The sequence below is a fragment of the Rhizobium sp. BK181 genome (assembly GCF_014193305.1).
GTDB lineage: Bacteria > Pseudomonadota > Alphaproteobacteria > Rhizobiales > Rhizobiaceae > Rhizobium.
Genome location: NZ_JACHZA010000010.1, coordinates 1 through 21449 on the forward strand (window position 1 = coordinate 1; position 21449 = coordinate 21449).

14 protein-coding genes and 1 pseudogene are annotated in these 21449 nt (G+C 58.8%); 8 read left to right on the forward strand and 7 right to left on the reverse strand.

Annotation, left to right across the window (positions count from 1 at the left end; translation table 11 throughout):
* Nucleotides 1-5897 (reverse strand): peroxidase family protein (locus tag FHT77_RS31935; RefSeq protein WP_183756762.1); only part of this gene is annotated, 5897 nt, incomplete at its 3' end.
* A 381-nt stretch (nt 5898-6278) separates the two neighbouring features.
* Between FHT77_RS31935 and FHT77_RS32065 the strand changes: the two genes are divergently transcribed.
* From FHT77_RS32065 to FHT77_RS20525, 3 genes are all read left to right on the forward strand, one after another.
* Complete coding sequence (locus FHT77_RS32065; protein WP_183756763.1) at nt 6279-7751, forward strand: histidine kinase; 1473 nt, start codon at nt 6279-6281, stop codon at nt 7749-7751.
* Nucleotides 7752-7758: 7 nt separating this feature from the next.
* Complete coding sequence (locus FHT77_RS20520; RefSeq protein WP_246720000.1) at nt 7759-8445, forward strand: response regulator; 687 nt, start codon at nt 7759-7761, stop codon at nt 8443-8445.
* Between the two features lie 230 nt (nt 8446-8675).
* The gene (locus FHT77_RS20525; RefSeq protein WP_016553686.1) at nt 8676-8813 is read left to right on the forward strand and encodes a hypothetical protein; all 138 of its coding nucleotides are present in this window, start codon (nt 8676-8678) and stop codon (nt 8811-8813) included.
* 72 nt (nt 8814-8885) lie between these two features.
* On the opposite strand, the gene wrbA is transcribed toward FHT77_RS20525, so the two are convergent.
* On the reverse strand, nt 8886-9482 hold the full coding sequence (gene wrbA, locus FHT77_RS20530) for an NAD(P)H:quinone oxidoreductase type IV (protein ID WP_016553685.1): 597 nt from the start codon (nt 9480-9482) through the stop codon (nt 8886-8888).
* Nucleotides 9483-9703: 221 nt separating this feature from the next.
* On the opposite strand from wrbA, the gene FHT77_RS20535 reads away from it, so the two are divergent.
* The 5 genes from FHT77_RS20535 (at nt 9704) to FHT77_RS20555 (ending at nt 17306) form a co-directional block, all read left to right on the forward strand.
* Nucleotides 9704-10480 (forward strand): competence/damage-inducible protein A, encoded by a 777-nt coding sequence (locus FHT77_RS20535; RefSeq protein WP_183756765.1) that lies wholly within the window; start codon nt 9704-9706, stop codon nt 10478-10480.
* A 109-nt stretch (nt 10481-10589) separates the two neighbouring features.
* Nucleotides 10590-11432, forward strand: a complete 843-nt coding sequence (locus FHT77_RS20540; protein WP_183756766.1) for a universal stress protein — start codon at nt 10590-10592, stop codon at nt 11430-11432.
* Nucleotides 11433-11611: 179 nt separating this feature from the next.
* Complete coding sequence (gene gpt / locus FHT77_RS20545) at nt 11612-12109, forward strand: xanthine phosphoribosyltransferase (protein WP_114712411.1); 498 nt, start codon at nt 11612-11614, stop codon at nt 12107-12109.
* A gap of 197 nt (nt 12110-12306) precedes the next feature.
* Nucleotides 12307-12894, forward strand: coding sequence for a hypothetical protein (locus tag FHT77_RS20550; RefSeq protein WP_183756767.1), 588 nt, complete (start codon nt 12307-12309; stop codon nt 12892-12894).
* A 590-nt stretch (nt 12895-13484) separates the two neighbouring features.
* Nucleotides 13485-17306 carry a vitamin B12-dependent ribonucleotide reductase gene (locus FHT77_RS20555; protein ID WP_183756768.1) on the forward strand — a complete coding sequence of 1274 codons (3822 nt, stop codon included), beginning with the start codon at nt 13485-13487 and terminating at the stop codon, nt 17304-17306.
* A gap of 466 nt (nt 17307-17772) precedes the next feature.
* Here the strand turns inward: FHT77_RS20555 and FHT77_RS20560 are convergent.
* The 5 genes and pseudogenes from FHT77_RS20560 to FHT77_RS20580 form a co-directional block, all read right to left on the reverse strand.
* Nucleotides 17773-17995: pseudogene (locus tag FHT77_RS20560) on the reverse strand (hypothetical protein).
* A gap of 99 nt (nt 17996-18094) precedes the next feature.
* Nucleotides 18095-18511, reverse strand: coding sequence for a response regulator transcription factor (locus FHT77_RS20565; protein WP_183756769.1), 417 nt, complete (start codon nt 18509-18511; stop codon nt 18095-18097).
* 70 nt (nt 18512-18581) lie between these two features.
* Nucleotides 18582-19325, reverse strand: coding sequence for an ATP-binding cassette domain-containing protein (locus FHT77_RS20570; RefSeq protein ID WP_183756880.1), 744 nt, complete (start codon nt 19323-19325; stop codon nt 18582-18584).
* Entirely contained in the window at nt 19303-20364 is a 1062-nt protein-coding gene (locus FHT77_RS20575; RefSeq protein WP_183756770.1) for an ABC transporter permease, read from the reverse strand. Before FHT77_RS20575 ends, FHT77_RS20570 begins: the two co-directional genes overlap by 23 nt.
* Nucleotides 20365-20388: 24 nt before the next feature.
* Nucleotides 20389-21333 carry a sugar ABC transporter substrate-binding protein gene (locus FHT77_RS20580; RefSeq protein WP_183756771.1) on the reverse strand — a complete coding sequence of 315 codons (945 nt, stop codon included), beginning with the start codon at nt 21331-21333 and terminating at the stop codon, nt 20389-20391.
* Nucleotides 21334-21449 lie beyond the last annotated feature (116 nt).

A 21449-nucleotide genomic window follows, 5' to 3' on the forward strand; every position in this document is an offset into this window, starting at 1 on the left:
CCGGCAACGATATCCCCACCACCACCGGCAAGGATCGTATCGGCCCCCGCCGCGCCAATCAGAACATCCCCAGCAACAGTCCCGATCAACGTCCGTGCCGCAACAGGAAGCGGATCCGTGCCGCCGTCACCGGAGCCATCGTCATCGCCGCCGCCCTGGCCATCATCGTCACCGCAATCATTGCCATCACCGTTGTCATCATCATCGTCGTCACCCCCATTCTGCCCATCGTCGTGATCGTCTTCGTCGTCATTGGCCCATTCCCGGAAGCTCGGTGCGCCCGAGCTCGCAAAGCTGACCGTATGCGTGCCGTTCGAAAGCGTGGTCATGCCATCTGCGTCAGTCGCGGCGTAATCGGCGAGGACCGCGCCCGGCGCCAACACGATCACATCCTGCGGCCGCAGCGTCCCAACAATTGTGTCGCTGCCGCCGTTCGACCTGAACACGATCCGGTGCGCAGACTGCAGTGCTGAAATGTCGATGGTGTCGTTGCCGGTCGTTCCGTCGATGGTAATCGTGCTGAAATTCAAGCTGGTTTCGGTGAAATCGCCGACCACCGTGATCGTGTCGCCGTTACTCGTACCGCCGTTGGGGACTCCGTTGCCGTCATTTTGCGAGACAGCAAGCGTATTGACGGTGATTTCCTCGATATTATCGAGTTCGGCAATCACCACGCCATTGCGGGTGACGACGATTTCGGTTGCCTGATGGAACGCGATGCCGCTCAGGGCCGCCTCCGCGGCAGTGCGGGTATAGATGACAAAGGCCTCGTCGCCTACGGCACCATTGAGCTGGTAGGTGTCGATGCCCGCTTCACCGTCGATGAAGTCCCGACCTCCGGTACTGCCGGTCTGCGTGATCGTATCGTTGCCGGCACCGGCCAGGATGATGTCGTTCCCGGCACCGCCATTGATCGTATCGACGCCATCGAACCCGAGGATCGCCTGTGATCCGTTGGCTCCCGCCGCACCATTGAGATTGGCGTTGGCGAGATTGCTGCCGGTCACGATCGCATAGTTGACGCCTGCGAAACGGAGCGTTTCGACGGCCGTCAGCGCATCGACTCCTTCCGCCCCGTTCGTATCGGTAATGGTGAGTGTCACAGTCTGGCCGGCGAGCGTCGCAGCAAAGCTGTAGTTTGTGATAGGTCCGCTGAAGACGGCGGTGTCACTGCCGGCGCCACCGTTGATCGTATCATTGCCTGCACCGCCGGTAATGGTGTCCCCGCCACCGCCGCCATTCAGGATATCGTTGCCGCCATTTCCGTTCAGCGTCTCACCGAGCAGTGCGCCATTCGCGACATCGTCGCCATCCGTGCCGTTGAACGGCGTCAGGCCAACGAGGCTGCTCCAGTTGACGCCAACAGGAGCGGTGGCAGCCGAAATAACCTGCTCCGCATTGCCAAATCCGTCCGCGAAATTGACGACGACGCGGAGTTGAAGCCCTGCCTGAGCGCCGAAAAGCGTCAACGGCAGGTCCTGAGGGGTAAACGACGCGTTGGTCGCACCGGCAATGTTCGTCCACGTTGTTCCGTTGACAGAGGACTGCCATTGGTAGCTGAAGGTGCCCAGCCCGTTTGCATCTGCAATCGATGCCACGTTCACCGTTAGAGTCTGGCCTTCCAAGGGGGTCTGATCTGAGATGACGGGCGCGCCTGTCGCGGGTGAGTTGAAGAAAATATCCGTATCGACGATCCTGTCGGCGAACTGAAGCTTCTCGATGTTGAACAATCGATCAGTGCCATCCGCTTCGCGAGCTCGGCCAGTGGTTTGGTCGACGACCGCCGGACCGACCGTCGTGTGGGCGACCGTGAGGCTGCCATCGGCATTGCCGGTTATGGTGTAGTTCTCGAAGCTGTCCCAATACATCGCTGTATCGACATCGTCGGCACTACCGCCATTCAAAATTTCACGCACGATCTGCAATTGGCCGGGCTTGATCTCGCCCGAATACATTCTCGCCTGGATGTCGGATAGCGTATCGATGCTGAACGCTGACCAATTCTGTCCGCGAGATGCGTCTGGGGTCACAAGAATACGAACGTTCAGCCACTTGTCGCCGTCGATGATGTCGTTGCCACCCATTCCCTCGATAACGTCACTGCCGGCACCGCCAAGGATGATGTCCGAGGCATCGGATGTATCCATGACGATCGTTTCGGTCTTGCCGGCGACCGTCACCTCGGTGCGCTGAAGATGCGCCGTCAGCTCTTCCAGCCCGTCGATAAGATGCAGGTTCTTGGCAAGCAGCGCGTTCGAGTAGGAGTCCAGTGGGGCGTCGGGATCGACCTGAGTGGCATTTCCGTTGGCGTCATATGCGCCGATCACGACATCGCGGCCGCGCAGCACATCGTTTCCGGTCCAGCCGGAGAGGCCTTCCACCAGGTCGAACCGATCCCGAAGGATGTTGTTCTGCTGGTTGACGAAGATCGAGATATTCATGTCCGAATTGGCAGGTTGGGTGTCACCCTTGTGGATCGCCCAGTCGAAGCCGGCCATGCCATTGTTACGCTGGATGCCGGGGCCTTGGAACATGATGTCGTCGCCGGATTCGGCGTCGTAGTCGTTGTCGTTGCCGCGACCGTTCAGAACGTCGTGCCCAATGATCGTCGAGTTGAAGAACAGCTCCGAGTTCTCGCCGGCAAGTGTGTCGAAGCCGTCGCCACCTTCGAGCCAATCATCCCCTTCGTTGCCGGCAATGAAGCTCGGGCCGCTTGGACCGCGGATGAAGTCGTTGCCTTCGCCGCCGCTGATCGTCTTGCTTTCGCTGCCTCCGTAGATGAAGTCGCTGTCATCGCCACCGAAGATCAGGTCCAGGCCGTTGCCGCCGTTGATGACGTCCTCGCCGGCATCGCCATGAATGACGTCGGCAGCGCCAACGTCCGTGCCGCTGTCCGTGATGATATCGTCACCATCGCCGCCGTGCAGATGATCGACGCCGAAGCCGCCTTCCAGCCGGTCGTCGCCAGCACCACCCCACAGCGTATCGTCACCCTCGCCACCGATGAGCGTGTCATTGCGGGAACTGCCGCCGAGCACGACATGTTCTCCACCTGTGAAACGGAGATAATCCACAGTCCCGTCGCCATTGAGATCCTGGCGAATGACGAGCGGATTGATCGCCTGGAGGATGGGATTGGTGCCGATCGGATCCGCCGCATCCAAACCGGCGTTGAACTGTTTTGCCTGATCGATCTCGAGGATATAGTCGGCCGTCTGGAAGGCCGCACCGTTGAGATGAGCATTGTGGTCCTCGGTGTCGGTGTTGCGTATGACGAGCTGTGCAAAGGAATCCGCTTCCAACTCGTTGAGGAGATTGAGGCCCTGAGTACGGCTCAGGTAATAGAAGCGGTCGCCGTTCTGAAGCTTTTCCATTTGGGCTTCGAAAACGAAGTTGAAGGTCGAGCCGAGCATGCCGCCGAACGGCATCTTCTTTTCGGCAAGCCCACCGATCCAGAAGTCGACGGTATCGAGGCCGGTCGTCGTCACACCATTTGCTTGAGATGTCCACCCACCCGTACCATTGAGGAAGTCCAGACGATCCTGGGGCGCGCCCGTGCCACCTAGGACGAGCGCGGTTGCGGCGGCACGCTTTTCTTCAAGCGTCGTCGCCAGGGTGATCGTCGAATGCGTCCCGTAAGCCGCAATGAAGTTGATCAGAGACGCGGGATTCTTCAGCGACAGCGCAAACTCGAACCAGCTCTCGTAGGGCTTCAGCATGCTGTCCTGGGTCTGCGCATAGAAATCGCGACGCGCAGCGTTCAGGGATGGCACGCCGGTCTCGCGGGCGCGTGTCATGTTGAGTGCCGCAAGGTCGAGCGGCAGGCCGACGAGATTGTTGCGCAGAGCATCGGTGACGTGCTCGTCTATCTCATTGCCGACCTGCCGGCTCATGCCGCGAAGGATGGCCCCAGCGGCCGCCTCCGCGTCGACGCCGCTCGCGGCGAACATCACAGGATTGAGGAAGGCGTCCATCAGTTTGACGTCTGCCTGTTCCTGCCCTGTCACTTCGCCGTCCCCCCCGAGCAGCAAATTGAGGCGGGATACATCTTCGGTCAGCATCGAGTGGCCGAAGCGATAAACGACATGCGCAAACTCGGCCGCGATCGCGGGATCGATGTCCACGCTGTTGGAAAAAACGAATGGGTCGATGTTCGGCGACACCGCGCGGGCGAATTCCTCAAAGACGAGATGCTGGTAGACCATTTCGGTCGAGAAGCGACCGGCCTGGAAAAGCCGCTCGCCATCCCAGACAAGGGCGTCGATCTCGGCCTGGCTCGTCGGGAGTGCGGCTACGTCTTCCAGAAGCCATTCGTTGAGGAAGGCGACATCGGCATCAGGCCCCGAGATCAGCTCCTGCTTGATCGCGTCGATCTGTCGGTTGTGCTCGTGGTGGAAGAGATGGTGAACGGAGGTCAGGCCGATGTTTTCGTTACCACGCCCGTCACCGACGATGTAGTGCGCGTCGAGGAGTTCGTTGTCGTAGGCAAGATTGTTGCCGCGATTGTCGACAGGCACGGCGTTGCCCACATCGGTATCGCCGTCGGGCATCAGGACCGGCGGCGTTGAGGGATCGCCGTCGTCGTCCACAGAGACAGGCGCTGCTGTGTGAGCGATATCGTTGAGGAATGCGCGGCCGGCCGAGAGCGCCTGCGATGCGGCGACGGTGCCGTCAAGATTGCCTTCGACTGCACCGGTAAATGTTATCAGTTGCGGAAACCCGGTGATGCCGCGAACGAACTCACCATAAAAGTCGGTCGCGATCGCAGGAACGCGGAGCACGTCCTGGTCGGTCAGAACGATCCCCAGCACATCGCGGGCCTGTGCCTTTACGTCGGCCCAGGTTGGCGGTCCCCCGTTGAGGCCCTCGAGCATGTGGCCAGTTGCCATCGGTTGGCCGTCGATCAGAACATATTCGCGCAGGAACACCTGATGGGATGGGTTCGACGTATAGACCTGATTGAGGTCGATCCACGGGGTGGTTTCATTCGTGTGTTCGCGAATGTCGTCCGCGGTGCCGATGACGCCATCAGGCCCCGGTTGGTTTTGCGCGCGGGTGAGCACCATGAAATTGGTCGGGCTTCCCGGCACGTAGAGCGGATCGTCCGGATGCAGCGGAATATAGACGGTTCCACTGCCACCTTTGCTGACGAGATCGAGGCCGTGATCGAAGAACTGGCCGAAGAGCGTGAAGAATCCATTGAACGGCGCGGTATCACCGAGGTCGGCAGATACGTTGGGGATGAGAACAGAGTCACCCTCCATCGTCACACCGAGCAGCTGTTCCATCGTGCTGTAGGCAAGGTTCTTGACTGCCAGCGCCCCATCCGCCTGCTCTTCTGCCGCGAGGATGACCGCTTGCGCTGAAGCGACGGCTTCCGGTGTCGGTGGCAGCGGACTGTAGTAAAGCGCCGCGAGGGCGCCCTTGGCCGCAGCGACCGATTTTTCAGCCGCTGCATGGGCCTCGTACGCGTCGACGGCTGCAAGATAGGCATTGGCATTCGCCGTCTGGCCCAGGAAGGCATAGGGATCGTTGTGACCGAGATTGGTGAGTGCCGAGAGGATCGTGGCTGGATTGCCGATCGATTGGTCAACAATCAGGTTCGAGACCACGCGTGGCTGCGAGTCGTAGACGTTCCCAGAGGTTTGGGTATAGCTGGTGCCTGCTTCGGCGGTGTTGAACTGCGCATCGAGCAGCCGCTGCATGATTTGGTCGGAGGATCCGAAATGCTCCTGGCCCGGCGCGAGATTGTTATAGCTGCCATCCACGGTGCGCAGTCCGTAGGGGGTGAGTTGGCTGGAAACCAGTTCCGTCAGCGGCGTTCCTGCCGCGTGCGCTTCAGCCAACTTGATCTGCTTCAGAATGAACTCGAGGTCATGTTTGTTGAGCTGGACCATTCTATCCTCCACGGTGCGCGATCGTCGCGGCTTTTCAAAGCTTCGCCATTCCACCTGCCTGACGGCAGCTGGCTGGTTCTGCGGTTCCCATTTGTCGAAAGCCGAGCTTCGATGAACTCGTCATTTGACCATAATCAAGAATGACAAATACCGGACGTTACTTGAACGACAGAAAGTCCGACGAAGTATTCGATTAACGTCCGATCGAAAAATCGTGCTTTGGTTTTACATTGGATCCGTCAGAGCCCAGACTTTACCTAGACCTCTGACCAGTTCCGGATCGACTTTCATCGTGTTTTGATTTTCTGCTGGAAATCCGGCCGGATATTGCGAGTATGGTCACCTACCTAGGTGAGATGTGCGCTCTGGAGGAGGCAACGGGTGCTTGAAAGGATCCCCGCGGAAGGAAAGACGGATATTGCGACGTCGCGAGTTTCCAGGGCTGTTGGCGTCTCCTCTGCCGCGACGCGCATTCGATTGCCGACACAGGACTGGATTGCGCGGCAGACACTCTCTGTTCGTTTCCTGTTGGCAAGCGGCCTTCTTATTCTGATTACGGCAACGATCGCGGGACATCTAATAGCCGGGATCCTCGTCAGCAACGCAACCAACAGCCGTGCGGCGTCGACCGCTCTGCTGGTTCAGCGGATGATACAGCCGATCGCGCAGGAACTTGAGGTCACGACCCAGTTGTCGAGCACCGCGGTGGCCGAACTCGATCGACTGTTTGCCGCGCCTGAGGTCCGGCAGCGTTTTCCGTATCTAGAGGTCTGGCTGCCGGATGGCACGGTTGCCTACTCGCTTTCGAAGGAGCTTGTCGGCAGACGCTTCAATGCTCCGGAGGGCATGAAGCGTGCGCTTGCGGGCGAGGTCGCGGCGCAACACGCCGACTTGGAAGCGGATGAACATACCCAGCGAAACTTCACGACGTCCTATCTGGAGATTTACAGCCCCATTCACGACAAGGATACGGGCGCGGTCTTTGCGGTTGCCGAAATTCATGAGGACGCCGCCGTGGTTGGCGACCACCTTTTGCAGCTGCAATTCCAGAGCTGGGGCATAGTTGCAGCCACATCCGCGCTCGTGATGCTTGGGCTGTTCGGCATCGTACATCGGGCGAGCATGACAATCGAACGGCAACGGAAGCTCCTCAATCGCCGCGCCGAGGAGGCTGAACGCGCGCGCGACGAGGTGCAGGAATTGCGAAAGCGGGATCGCGAGGCTTCCGTGCGTTTGGCGACCATGAACGAGAATTTCGCACGCGGGATCGGGGCGGATCTGCACGATGGCCCGGGCCAGCTCCTGAGCTACGCCCTACTGCAGCTCGAGCCCGTTCGGGTTGCCAAGAACCGCGGCGAGCGCGACGACGCGCTGCACATGGTGTCTTCGACGCTATCGGAGGCGCTGGCGGAAATTCGGACGATCGCACGCTCCCTGTTGTTGCCGGATATCGAGCGCCTCGGCCTCGACCAGATCGTCGCGAGGGTCATCCGCAACCACGAGGCCCGCACGGGAAGCAGAGTTCTGTTCGAGCCTTGCCGGGCCAATCCAGAGCTGCCGGTTGCGATCAAGACCTGCATCTATCGCTTCCTGCAGGAGGGCCTCAACAACGCTCATCGGCACGCCGGCGCCAATGGCCAGAAGGTGGAATGCGCACTTGTCGATGGCAAGCTGATGCTGGCAGTGTGTGATGACGGCCTGAAGCCGGGCGAACAATCCACCGCCCGGCATATCGGCGGCATGGGCATTCACGGCTTGCGGCAGCGAGTCGAGAGCCTCGGCGGAGCACTTACTTTCGCCAATCGCACCCCCAAGGGTACGCGGCTGGAGATGACGATCGACATGGAGCACTGAATTGGGCATGCAATCGGCTATTTCGGTTATTGTCGCTGACGATCATTCGCTGTTTCGAATGGGCGTCATCCAGGCATTTTCGGCATCCGGAAAAATCAAGGTGGTGGGCGAAGGCGCGACCAAGGACGAGGCAATCGCACTGACGGAACAGTGTCGGCCCGATGTGATCCTTCTCGACATCTCCATGCCCGGCAGCGGGATCGCCGCGGCGCGCGAGATCCGGCAAAAATGGCCGGAGGTGAAGATCGTCATGCTGACGGTGTCCGAGGAAGACGACGATGTTCTGGAAGCGCTGGAAGCCGGCGCCACGGGCTACCTGCTCAAGGGTTCGATGGCTCCGGATCTGATATCGGCGGTCCAAACGGTTGCCGCCGGCAACTCTTATCTCTCATCGAACATCGGCATGCGGCTTTACGACGTGATCCGCAATGTCTCGGCAGGCCGGAAAACAGACAGTCTTGTCGCAAAACTCTCCGCAAAGGAGGCCACCGTCTTCGCGTTGATCGGCAGGGGCCAGACAAACCGTCAGATCGCCGAAGCCACCGGCGTCCAGATAAAGACCGTCAAGTTTCACGTCTCGCGACTGCTCGCCAAGCTTGGCCTGCGAAACCGTGTCGAAATAGCGCTACTGGCACAACAAAGCGCCACAGACCGAATGGGCGGCGGCGCTTCAAGACTATCTGGCCAAATTTAGCGGTCCGAAATTTTGCGGTGGCTGTCGTATCGTAGCCTGATTAGTCCGCCTTGTCGTGCCGCCAAAGGGGCCTTGACTACGGCAGCGCAGCCTTCTCGCGCCGTAGCCACAGCAGACAGCTGCTGGAAGCTGCTCTTTATCATCGCTTTCGAATGTGCTTGTATGCGCGCGCCAGAAGGATCGCGGTTGGGGCTGCGCGTGGTTGTAAGCTGTCTTGTGGGAGTAAGGCGATGGTTTACGATTGGGATGGCACGAGAACGCGACGTCTCAAATTGTTCCGGGCGGGAACAGCACTCATGATCGCAATTGCGGTCCTCGGAATACCGCTTCTTTTCTACGCAGTGAAGCTGCACGAACTCTACGGCTGACGCAGCCGGCAAACTGGCTGCGCCTTGAAGCGGGCGCGACTCTGATAGCCGCGCCTGCCAGGATAGAATCGATCAGCCGAGCTTCGCGGCGATCTTGGCGACGTGTGCGCCCTGATACTTGGCGGCTTCCAATTCAATCGCGGAAGGCTGGCGTGATCCGTCGCCGTCAGTGATGGTGGAGGCGCCATAGGGCGAACCACCCTTGATTTCGTCAACGCCCATCTGGCCCTGGAAAGCATAGGGGAGTCCAGCGACGATCATGCCCTGATGCAGGAAGGTAGGGATGAAGCCGAGGATGGTGGACTCCTGACCGCCGTGTTGCGTCGCCGACGAGGTGAAAACGGAGCCGACCTTGCCGACCAGCTTTCCGGCAAACCAAAGGCTTCCGGTCTGATCCCAGAAATTGCGCATTTGCGACGCAACGGTTCCGAAGCGCGTGCCGGCGCCTACGATGATGGCATCATAGTCAGCAAGTTCATCGACGGTGGCAACCGGCGCAGCCTGGTCCATCTTGTAGTAGGACGCCTTGGCAACCTCGTCTGGGACCAGTTCCGGAACGCGCTTGACAACAACGTCAGCGCCAGTCGACTTTGCGCCTTCGGCCACGGCGTAGGCCATGGTTTCGATGTGGCCATAGGCCGAATAGTAGAGCACGAGTACCTTCGCCATTTACTTATCTCCATCAGGGAATTTGCGTTTGAATTCGTAAGCGGTGGAAACTTAGCAGCGAGTCGCCATCAACATAGCCCCACGTGGCAGAACGCACTGTTCAATGGCCATAGACGAAAAAATACTTGCAGCCAGTCGCGTGACGTAGCGGCGACGACCCGGTTTGCAAGACCGACGAAGGGCGCTACCTATGTGGGGATCCAAATGTTCGGAAATTTCCCATGACCAATGAGACTATTGTCACCGCCGCCATGCTTGCCATTGGCGACGAACTTTTATCCGGCCGCACCAAGGACAAGAATATCGGCCATCTGGCGGATGTGCTGACGCTCTGTGGCATCGACCTCAAGGAGGTCCGTATTGTCGGTGACGAGGAAGATGCGATCGTCGCAGCGCTCAACGCGTTGCGCGCAAAATACGACTATGTCTTCACCTCGGGGGGCATTGGGCCGACCCATGACGACATCACGGCCGATGCCGTATCGGCAGCATTCGGGCTGCCGTGTGAATACGATGCCGACGCAATGTCACTACTCGGCGATATGTATGCCAGCCGCGGCCTTGAATTCACCGACGCCAGGAAGAGAATGGCCCGGATGCCAAAAGGTGCACGCCACATCCGTAACCCGGTCTCCACCGCGCCAGGCTTCGTTATCGGCAACGTTCACGTGATGGCCGGCGTCCCGCAAGTCTTCCAGGCCATGGTCGATGCGGTCATCCCGACATTGCGCACCGGCACGCGGGTGCTCTCGCTTGGCATCTCCTGCCCCTTCGGAGAGGGTGACATCGGCACGCCGCTGGCTGCCATCCAAAAAGCTCATCCGGAGACGAGCATAGGCTCCTACCCCCGATACGTCGGGCAAGCGTTCTCGACCGAAATCGTCGTCCGTGGCCGCTCCCAGAATGCGATCGACGCGGCAGGAGCCGACGTGCGCGCCATGATCGAAACCGTTCGCCAGGCAAAGGAGGTTGCGGAAAACCGCTCGGCAGAGGCCTAGTATGAGAGAGGTTCCGCATCGCCTTTGATGTGCATCAAGGAACCGGCGCCCTCGCCGGCGCATTCTCGTTGAAGATTAACTAATTTCATCCGCATAAGGAGAATTGTTTATGTCTTACAAAACCATACTTGCCATTCTCGATACCGTCGACAACGCTCCCGCTGTAGCGGATTTTGCATTTGCCATTGCCGCTGAGACCAATGCCCATGTTATCGGCCTTCATGCGGAAACCGTCGCTGTCGTGCCGCTCGTGGCGCCGATGGAAATACCCGATCCCGTCGCCGTGCAGGCGCTACAGGATATGGCGCATGCGGAAACGGTCGAAGTCGAACGCATCTTCCGCAAGAAGGCAGCGGCTGAAGGTGTCTCCTTTCAGTGGCGCAGCTTTGCCTCGTCCACCGGCTACGGCACGGCACCCTTGATCGAAAGCGCTCGAAGCGCTGACCTGCTCATCGCGTCACAGGCAGATCCGGCCAGGCCGTCGGACAGTCACGTCGACATCGACAACTTTCTCTTCGAAAGCGGCCGCCCGGTGTTGATGATCCCCTTTGTGCTGCGCCGACCGAAACCGATCAAGCGGGTGCTCGTCGCCTGGAACGGCTCACGCGAGGCGGCGCGCGCGGTGTTCGATGCCCTGCCAATCCTGAAGGCGGCCGATGAAGTCGAGATTTTTTCGGTCGATCCCGTCGACAATGCACTTCAGTCCGCGGCTGTCGCCGGTGCGGACATTGCCGCTGCTCTCTCCCGCCATGGCGTCAAAGTCACCCTGGCGACCGCAGAAAGTGCGGACAAATCGGCGTCAACAATTATTGAAAATCGTCTGTCGGACAGCAGTATCGATCTCTTGGTCATGGGTGCCTACACCCATTCGCGGCTTTGGCAGATGATTTTCGGCGGCACGACAAAAACGCTGCTGCAATCGATGACGGCCTTGACGCTGCTGTCGCGCTAGGAATCATGGGGCTTGCGTTTTGCCCCCGGATTCCGCTAATTGCGGCGACCGATGACGAGCTCCGGCTTCGGTCCTCTTATCGCGCAGTTTCGGCTGCGCGATTTGCGTTTGGCCGAGCGGAATGTCTTGTCCCGGCCGCCGGCGAACGGCGTGTCATCATTCATGCCGCGGAGCAAACCATGTCCCTTCCCGATAAAGCCTTTCCCGTTTCATGGGATCAGTTCCACCGCGATGCGCGCGCACTCGCCTGGCGCCTCGCCGGCCTTAAGCGCGATTTCAAAGCGATCGTCTGCATCACGCGCGGCGGCCTGGTACCAGCTGCCATTATCTCGCGCGAGCTCAATATCCGGCTGATCGAAACGGTCTGCGTCGCCTCCTACCATGACTATGTGAATCAGGGGGAAATGATGCTCCTGAAGGGCATCGCGCCGGAACTGACTGCCGACCAAGGCGAGTCCGTCCTCGTCATCGACGACCTGACGGACACCGGCAAGACAGCCTCGGAAGTGCGCACCATCCTGCCCAAGGCACACTTTGCCTGTGTTTACGCAAAGCCGCAGGGCGTGCCGACGATCGACACCTTTGTCACGGAAGTCAGCCAGGATACCTGGATCTATTTCCCTTGGGACATGGGCTTCACCTATCAGGAACCGATTTCCAAGGGCAGTCGCGGCTGACGGCTCCCTCGGCACAACCAGGCAGGATGGCGGCAATTTAAAATTGCACCAATCTTTGTTTAACTAACTCCTCGGATTCCGCTGTCGCGCGCCCGCTGCAGACCTTATCCTTCCGAGCCACAATCCCGCGCGACAACGGCGTCACCTTGGGGGATTGGTTTAGAGGCATGGTCGCGGGACGCGACGTTGGAACGAATATGATGCGTTGGGGCTATGTCGGGACGGTTGCGGCTTTGGGGCTTGGCATCTGTCTCTCGCCTGGGGCCATGTCGGCCGAACCGGCCTATGTGTCCGTGGTACGGGAATATGTCGAGACGGTCGTCAAGCCGATGGTAAATACGCCGATCGTCCGGAAGGCGATCGAAGATCAGAACGCTAAGTTCGGAAATATCAGTGACGCGCACATCCAGGTGCTCGACAACACCTACCGCGCCGAAGTGCAGAGCGGCGGCTGGGAGATGGTCAGACGTCTGCTCAACAAGCCGGTGTCGCGATACCTCAAGACCAAGCAGGATGATTCGCAGGGCACCATCGTCGAATTGTTCGTGACCGATCGTCATGGCCTCAATGTCGGCCAGGGCACCATGACATCCGACTACTGGCAGGGCGACGAAGATAAGTTCCTCAAAACATTCGCCAAACAGACCGACGAGATATTCATCGATCGTGCCGAGCGCGATGAACAGACGCAATTGCTGGAAACGCAGGCGAGTTTTGTCATCAAGGATGAAAACGGAACGCCTATAGGGATCGCAACGGTAACCATTGCGATTGACGCATTGTGACTGAAATTATCTTCAACGAATCGGCTGCCGCATTTGGCCAGCAAAAGCTGCAACCAAATCAACACGGTCGCAACTTTTCTTAGATTTTTTCGACTTTGGAGCGGTCAAAGCTCGCAAGTCGTTGAATTCCTTGCACGACTTTCTTTTCCCCAGTGTCCACAGCCCGATCCACAATATGTTGTGGTGAACGCTTCGTTAAAAACAACCTCTTGACGGAATCGCCTGATTCCAACTTAATAGGTTCCGATGTTGCTGCGGCAGTTGGACCGGAATTAACGAGGCCGGTTCTCTTCAAAAATCGAGCGTAGAATCAGGGTGTTGCGTCCATGATGGATGACCGCCATGAGGGGCTTCGTGCGCGATTTTTATCTTCCGAAAAGTGACATCCGGGGCTGGCGATAATAAGCTGTTAATACTATATTTAGTGTTTGCAGCCACCATCACCACAAGATACAGGAAAGACATCTCCGGATGACACTCCTGTGACGATATGGAAACGAGAACTGGCTGCGCTCCTCACGGCGCCGCCTGAGGTGGAAACTTGCGCCTTGGTCGACGGGGACGGGGCGCGCGAGCTAGAGGTTAGAGAAATGCGCATAGAACGCCGTTTCACGAAGGCAGGACAGAGCGCTTACGCGGACATCGAATTCCGCAAGGCGACGAGCGAGATCAAGAACCCGGACGGGTCGATCGTATTCCGCCTCGAGAACATCGACGTTCCGGCGCAGTTTTCCCAGGTTGCCGCCGACATCCTGGCGCAGAAGTATTTCCGCAAGGCCGGCGTCCCGGCGAAGCTCAAGAAGGTCGAGGAAAACGACGTTCCGTCCTTCCTGTGGCGTTCGGTTGCCGATGACGCTGCCCTGAAGGATGTTGCCAAGGACCAGCAGTACGGTTCCGAAACCGACGCCCGCCAGGTCTTCGACCGTCTCGCTGGCACCTGGACCTACTGGGGCTGGAAGGGCGGCTATTTCTCGTCCGAGGAAGACGCCCTCACCTTCAAGGACGAACTTGCCTACATGCTTGCCACACAGCGCGTTGCCCCGAACTCGCCGCAGTGGTTCAACACCGGCATGCACTGGGCCTACGGCATCGACGGCCCCGGCCAGGGCCACTTCTATGTCGACCCCTTCACCGGCAAGCTGGTGAAGTCGAAGTCGGCCTACGAACATCCGCAGCCGCATGCCTGCTTCATCCAGTCGGTTGAAGACGACCTCGTCAACGAAGGCGGCATCATGGACCTTTGGGTCCGCGAAGCGCGCCTCTTCAAGTACGGCTCCGGCACCGGCTCGAACTTCTCGTACCTCCGTGGCGAAGGCGAAAAGCTTTCCGGCGGCGGTCGTTCGTCGGGTCTGATGAGCTTCCTGAAGATCGGCGACCGGGCTGCGGGCGCGATCAAGTCCGGCGGCACCACCCGCCGCGCGGCGAAGATGGTGGTTGTCGATATCGACCACCCGGATATTGAAGAATATATCAACTGGAAGGTGAAGGAAGAGCAGAAGGTTGCTGCCCTCGTCACCGGCTCCAAGGTTGTGGCCAAGCACCTCAAGGCAATCATGAAGGCCTGCGTCAACTGCGAGGCTGACAACGGCGATTGCTTCGACCCGAACAAGAACCCTGCCCTGAAGCGCGAAATCCGCGCTGCGAAGAAGGACCAGGTTCCGGAAAACTATATCGGCCGCGTCATCCAGTTCGCCAAGCAGGGCTACAAGGACCTCGAGTTCAAGACCTACGACACCGACTGGGATTCGGAAGCCTACCTGACGGTTTCGGGCCAGAACTCCAACAACTCGGTCTCGATCAAGGACGATTTCCTGCGCGCTGTCGAAAACGACGGCGACTGGGAGCTGAAGGCCCGCAAGGACGGCAAGGTCATGAAGACCCTGAAGGCCCGCGACCTTTGGGAATCGATCTCCTACGCCGCGTGGGCATCGGCCGATCCGGGCCTGCACTTCAACACGACGATGAACGACTGGCACACCAGCCCGGCCGCCGGCCCGATCCGTGCCTCGAACCCGTGCTCGGAATACATGTTCCTCGACGACACGGCCTGCAACCTTGCCTCGCTGAACCTCATGCAGTTCAAGGATGCGGCCACCAAGCGCATCAACATCGCAGACTACGAACATGCCGTTCGCCTGTGGAGCGTCGTTCTCGAAATCTCCGTGATGATGGCGCAGTTCCCGTCGAAGCGGATTGCCGAGCTCTCCTACGAATACCGCACGATCGGCCTCGGCTATGCCAACATTGGCGGCCTGCTGATGTCGTCGGGCATTCCGTATGACAGCGATGAAGCCCGCGCCATCGCAGGCTCGCTGACCGCGATCATGACCGGCATTTCCTACGCCACCTCGGCGGAAATCGCTTCCGAGCTCGGACCGTTCCCGATGTTCGCGCCGAACCGCGAGAACATGCTGCGCGTCATCCGCAACCACCGCCGCGCCGCTTACGGCGAGACCGCTGGCTATGAAGGCCTGTCGATCAACCCGGTCGCGCTCATCCACTCCGAAAACCCGGACCAGGATCTGGCGGCACATGCCAAGAGCGCCTGGGACAAGGCGCTCGAGCTCGGCGAGAAGCATGGCTACCGCAACGCCCAGGCAACCGTGATTGCGCCGACCGGCACGATCGGTCTCGTCATGGACTGCGACACGACCGGCATCGAGCCCGACTTCGCGCTGGTGAAGTTCAAGAAGCTTGCCGGCGGCGGCTACTTCAAGATCATCAACCGCGCCGTTCCGGAAGCGCTGCGGACGCTCGGCTACTCCGAGAGCCAGATCGCCGAGATCGAAGCTTATGCAGTCGGCCACGGCAACCTGAACCAGGCTCCCGGCGTCAACCCCGGCTCGCTGAAGGCCAAGGGCTTCACCGACGAGAAGGTGGAAGCCGTCAACGCCGCGCTGAAGTCGGCCTTCGACATCAAGTTCGTCTTCAACCAGTGGACACTCGGTGCCGACTTCCTAAAGGGCACGCTGAAGGTCACCGACGAGCAGCTCGGCGACATGAGCTTCAACCTGCTCGAGCACCTCGGCTTCGCCAAGAAGGACATCGAGGCTGCCAACGTTCACGTCTGCGGTGCGATGACGCTGGAAGGCTCGCCGTTCCTGAAGAACGAACACCTCGCCGTCTTCGATTGCGCCAACCCCTGCGGCAAGATCGGCAAGCGCTACCTCTCGGTCGACAGCCACATCCGCATGATGGCTGCCGCCCAGCCGTTCATCTCGGGTGCGATCTCCAAGACGATCAACATGCCGAACGACGCGACGGTCGACGATTGCAAGAGCGCCTACATGCTCTCCTGGAAGCTCGGCCTGAAGGCAAACGCGCTCTATCGCGACGGCTCCAAGCTGTCGCAGCCGCTGAACGCCTCGCTGATCGAAGACGAAAGCGATGAGGACGCATTGGACGATCTGCTGCAGCAGCCGGTCGCCGCCCAGGCCGTCACCATCACCGAAAAGATCATCGAGCGTGTGGTCGAGCGCGTCACCCGCGAACGCGAGAAGCTGCCGAACCGCCGTCAGGGCTACACCCAGAAGGCCGCCGTCGGCGGACACAAGGTGTATCTCCGCACCGGCGAATTCGGCGATGGCCGCCTCGGCGAGATCTTCATCGACATGCACAAGGAAGGCGCCGCCTTCCGTGCGATGATGAACAACTTCGCCATCGCGATCTCGCTCGGCCTTCAGTACGGCGTGCCGCTCGAGGAATATGTGGAGGCCTTCACCTTCACCAAGTTCGAACCAGCAGGCATGGTCATCGGCAACGACGCGATCAAGAACGCCACGTCGATCCTCGACTACGTGTTCCGCGAACTGGCCGTCTCCTACCTCGGCCGCCACGATCTGGCGCATGTCGATACGTCGGACTTCTCGAACACGGCGCTCGGCAAGGGCATCCAGGAAGGCAAGACGAACCTCGTCTCGACCGGCTGGACCCGCGGCTACAAGCCGACGCTGGTAACGGGCAATGAACGTCAGGCCGGCGGTGAGCCGAAGGGCTCTGCTACCGCAGCTCCGGCGCGTGCTTCCTCCGGCGCCACGGTGACGTCCTTTGCGGGCGCTGCGGCCCGCAAGATCGAACCGACGCTTGCTGTCTCCTCCTCCGAAATCGTCGCCTTCAAGCGCGACTACGAGGAGCGGGCAAAGGAACTGGCCGAAGAGATCGCCGAGGAAGTGCTCGAAGAAGTCACGACCGAGGCCCAGCAGCAGGCAACCGCCCTCTTTTCCGACAAGGCAGCCGCTGACGCGGCTTCGGCCAAGACGGAAGCCAAGAAGGTCGAAGCCGAACGCCGCGCCCGCTCCATCATGCAGGGCTACACGGGCAACATGTGCTCCGAGTGCCAGAACTTCACGATGGTCCGCAACGGGACATGCGAAAAGTGCGACACATGCGGGGCAACGAGCGGCTGCAGCTGATAGCTGGTGCCGACGACGACGACGCTGCAGGGAGCCACTGAGTTCTTCATTGCGCCGCTGGGAATGCCACTAAGGTGACCATCTTGGTCAACGCGCGGATATTTTCCGGGCACTTCGGTGCCCGGAAAATCCCTTAGGGAACAAAGCAGGAATCAACTTCGGCAGGTGAAAGGACATCGCAGACGCAGTAATTGCAAACTGGCACGGGCATGATTACCAAGCTCGTTTCTTCTGGATACATGCCTCCGATCTGCGCGACCCGGAGAAGCCCCATGTCGTTGAGGTTTCATACGAGGCCGATGGCCCGAAGGCGTCTCAGGATGCGGTCAAGAAGGCGGCTCCAGGCTCTACGTTCACCCTCGTAACCTGATCGCAACCAGATACTCGAAGGTCGCCAAGGTCGCTCTTGCAGCGACCAGATTTCCGATGCCTTCAGACTGAGCTTCATTCGAACGCGTCCAGGCGCTCAGGTGTCCACAAGGGCATCGATGACCTTGAGAGGGAACCGTGCCCGGTTCTCAGCTGTACCACCGTAGTCATCCGTTCTGATTGAGCCGTTCATAGAGGAAGGTCGGGATCAAGTAGGTGCTGATGCCGTGCAGCTCCACGCCATCGAAACCTGCCGACTGCGCTAGGCATGCCGCTTTGGCATAGTCTGCAACCGTCCGGGAGATGTCGCTCAGGTCCATTGCCCGAGGCGCGACGGTGTCTTGGAAACCGGACGGCGTGTATGCCTTTTGATGCCCGGGTTGATAGCCGACGGTGCCAACGGCAAGGCGCAACGATGTTTACGGGGACGGTTCCCAGGAAGCCAGCGCCGTGCTCACGGTTTCCAGCAACTCAGCGGAGTTGATGGGTTTCGTTAAAAATGCGACGGCGCCTCCATTCATTGCGTGAGTATTGCGCGCCTCCTCGTACCCGGACACGAAGATAGTTGGCATATTTATCCCCTTCGCCGCCATGACGCGTTGAAGTTCCAACCCATTGAGCTCCGGCATATTGATGTCCAAAATCAAGCAGCAAGGACCTGGAGTCGCAGCGTTTTCCAAGAAAAGCTCCGCGGACGCAAACACTGCCGGCTTCCATCCAGCAATCTGAACCAAATGTCCAAGTGACTCTCGGACGGACACGTCATCATCAACTATAAAAATAATTGGCTTATGCGGATCGCTATTCGAGCGCGGCTGAACGAGCTTCGTAATCATTTCAACCACTCCTATGCTTTGATCAGTGGGTAGCTGGGCCCAAACGCTTCGGGAGAAGGGCCGTCCTTTTTCAGATAACACCCGCCATCATCCTGGTCAGTTGGGCCTCCGTTAAGTTCGATTTGTCAAATGTTCCAACGTGACGTCCGAGAAATAGCACAACAAAGGTGTCTCCGATCGCGTAGGCATGTTGCACGTTGTGGGTCACGAGTATCACGCCCACGCCCGCATCCTTGGCACGCCTTACATACCCGAGCACTACTTCGACCTGTCTGACCCCAAGGGCTGACGTCGGTTCATCAAGAATGAGGATACGACCGCCAAAATGGAGGGCTCTTGCTACCGCTACGCCTTGACGTTGACCGCTGGAAAGCGTCCCTATGGGAAGGCGCACGGAAGCTGAACTGACGCCGAAGTCGCGCAAAGCCTTCTCGGCGATAGCGATCGCTGCCTTTGAGTTGAACCGTCGGAACGGGCCCCAACCAATTGTGGGCTCACGCCCGAGGAAGAAATTGCGATACACAGGCATCATCGGTACGACAGCGAGATCTTGGAACACCGTGGCGATACCTCTGTCGCGTGCTTGGGCGGGAGAACCTAATTTCACATCGATCCCACCCACACGTATCGTGCCGAGGTCGGGCTTCTCTACCCCACTCAGAATGTGGATTAGCGTGGACTTGCCGGCCCCATTGTCGCCAAGTAAACAGACCACTTCTCCGCATCGGACGGAAAGACAAACGTCCCGTAACGCTGCCACATCGCGGTAGAATTTTGTAACGTTCACCGTCTCAAGGTAGGGTTCGCCCGATATCGCCGCTCCTCCGTGGTTTCAAAGCTTTTAGTCGGGTGTAGTTATTTACCAGCACCGCGAGAAGGAGCACGACGCCAAGAAACGTCATGAACCAAACGTCGGGCAGTGGCGTGAAGAAAAAGCCTTGTTCGACCATACCGAACAAGAGAGCGCCCAAAAACGAACCGATCGGCGAGCCATACCCCCCCGTAAGCAGGGCGCCACCAATCACTGCGGCGGTCACCACTTCGAATTCCCGTCCTGTCGCCGCGTTCGCATCACTCTGATTGATCGCAAAAATGTCCAGTGCCGCTACGAACACTGTCGAGACTGCAACGGCAATGTAGAGGGTCACTTTCACCACTTGCACTGGGACCCCCAACTGAAGCGCGGCACGGCGATCTCCCCCCGTCGCAAAAATCCAGTTGCCGAAGGCCGTTTTTTCGAGAACCCATGCGCCAAGCATTGTCACAACAAGCCACCAAACGAGCGAAACTGAGAACGGACCAATCGAAGACGCGAACAAAAACGAGAGTCGGTCCTCGCTGGCATGATCTCGAACTCCGTCGATCGTCGTCGTGCCAACGAGCATTCGCAGCCCGCCTTGGGCGATACCTCGAAGGATGAAAAGCATGGCAAGGGTTATGATGAATGAAGGAAGCTTAGTCTTGACGACCAAGATCCCATTGACCGCGCCAACAACTGACGCGATGAGAATGGCGGCTAAGAACGCGTCGGCGACCGGCCAACCGCCATACACCATCAAATAACCCAAGATTGATTGGCTCAGTGCAACGTTCGCCCCGACAGAGAGGTCGAATTCCCCCGCAACGAGCAGTAACGTCACGGGCGCGGCGATAATCCCTATCTCAGCTCCGACTTCCAGATAATTGCGCGTCATTGGTAACGTCAGAAACCCAGCGTGGCCGGTAAAGAAGGCAAAAAAACTGAACACCACGACAGTGCCAACCAGGGCGGTCGATTCTGGGCGTGCTAGTATTGACAAGCCGCTTTTTGCCCCTGCCTTCTCGTTGCACCCCTGTTGAGATGACGCTTCCATATCATACGCCCCAACGCTCGACTGTCATCGACCAGTGGCCTCGATATGATTCACGTTGCTTGGGGTAATAACTACGGGACCGGTGATCAGCCGGGCTTCGGCCGGTCGGATCGCTTGACGCACATATAAGTCTAACATGACCACCGGATAGTAGCCCTGCGCGTACTGCTGGGCATCGAGAGCAAAGTCAAGTTCTCCAGATTTCAAGGATCGAATTGCGCTGGCCGTCATATCGATCGTGCCCCAGTGGATATTCCGCGCCCGCTCCCCAAGGTCTGATCTGACCTGCATCATCGCCGTGATGCAGCAGCCGCCAATGGAAAAGACCGCATCGATCGATCCGTCTTTCTGTAGTTCCGACTCCGTGATCGATTTTATCCGATTGGCGTTGTTGAAATCTGACAGCGGGATTTCTGCCAGTGTCGACGTTCCCTTGAATGCTTTCTTAAACCCGTTCGTGCGCGCATCGAGGAAAGGTAAAGCTCCGGGAGGCGCTGTTATTATCAGCGCTTTTCTGGACCCGAATGAATTGAACTGGGCAGCGCCCATCTGGCCCTGTGTACCGGGGTCGTCGCCTACGAAGGCAAGCGCACCCACATTTGCAACCTGATCGCCACCCTGGTTTACAAGAATGACCGGAATGCCAGCATCCGACGCCTTCTTGATGGTGGCGTTCAATGACGATGGCGTCGGATCGGAAACTATGATCCCGTCAGGCTTCGCCGCGATCGCAGCTTCGAGATTTCGACGCTGCTGATTGGGATCGTTGAGGTTATTCTCCACGCCTCGATATTGGACGCTGAGGTCCAAATCTTTCCCGGCCTGCTCCAATCCTTTTATTACACTCACCCAATACGTATCGGACGGCGGAGAATGAGTTACCATAATGATGGTGGAGCTAGCGAACGCCAGACCTTGTGGCACCCAAATGGCTGCGGCTACGAGCGCCGCCAGCGCGAGTTTCCTCATATTAAATCCTCCCTCACATGCAAACGGGTGCTTTCAGGGGGCCGTGATTGTCAGTTCGCGGCCGGTCGGATGATATGTTTCATTTATCGCAAAACAGAATATAATTGTCAGCTAGA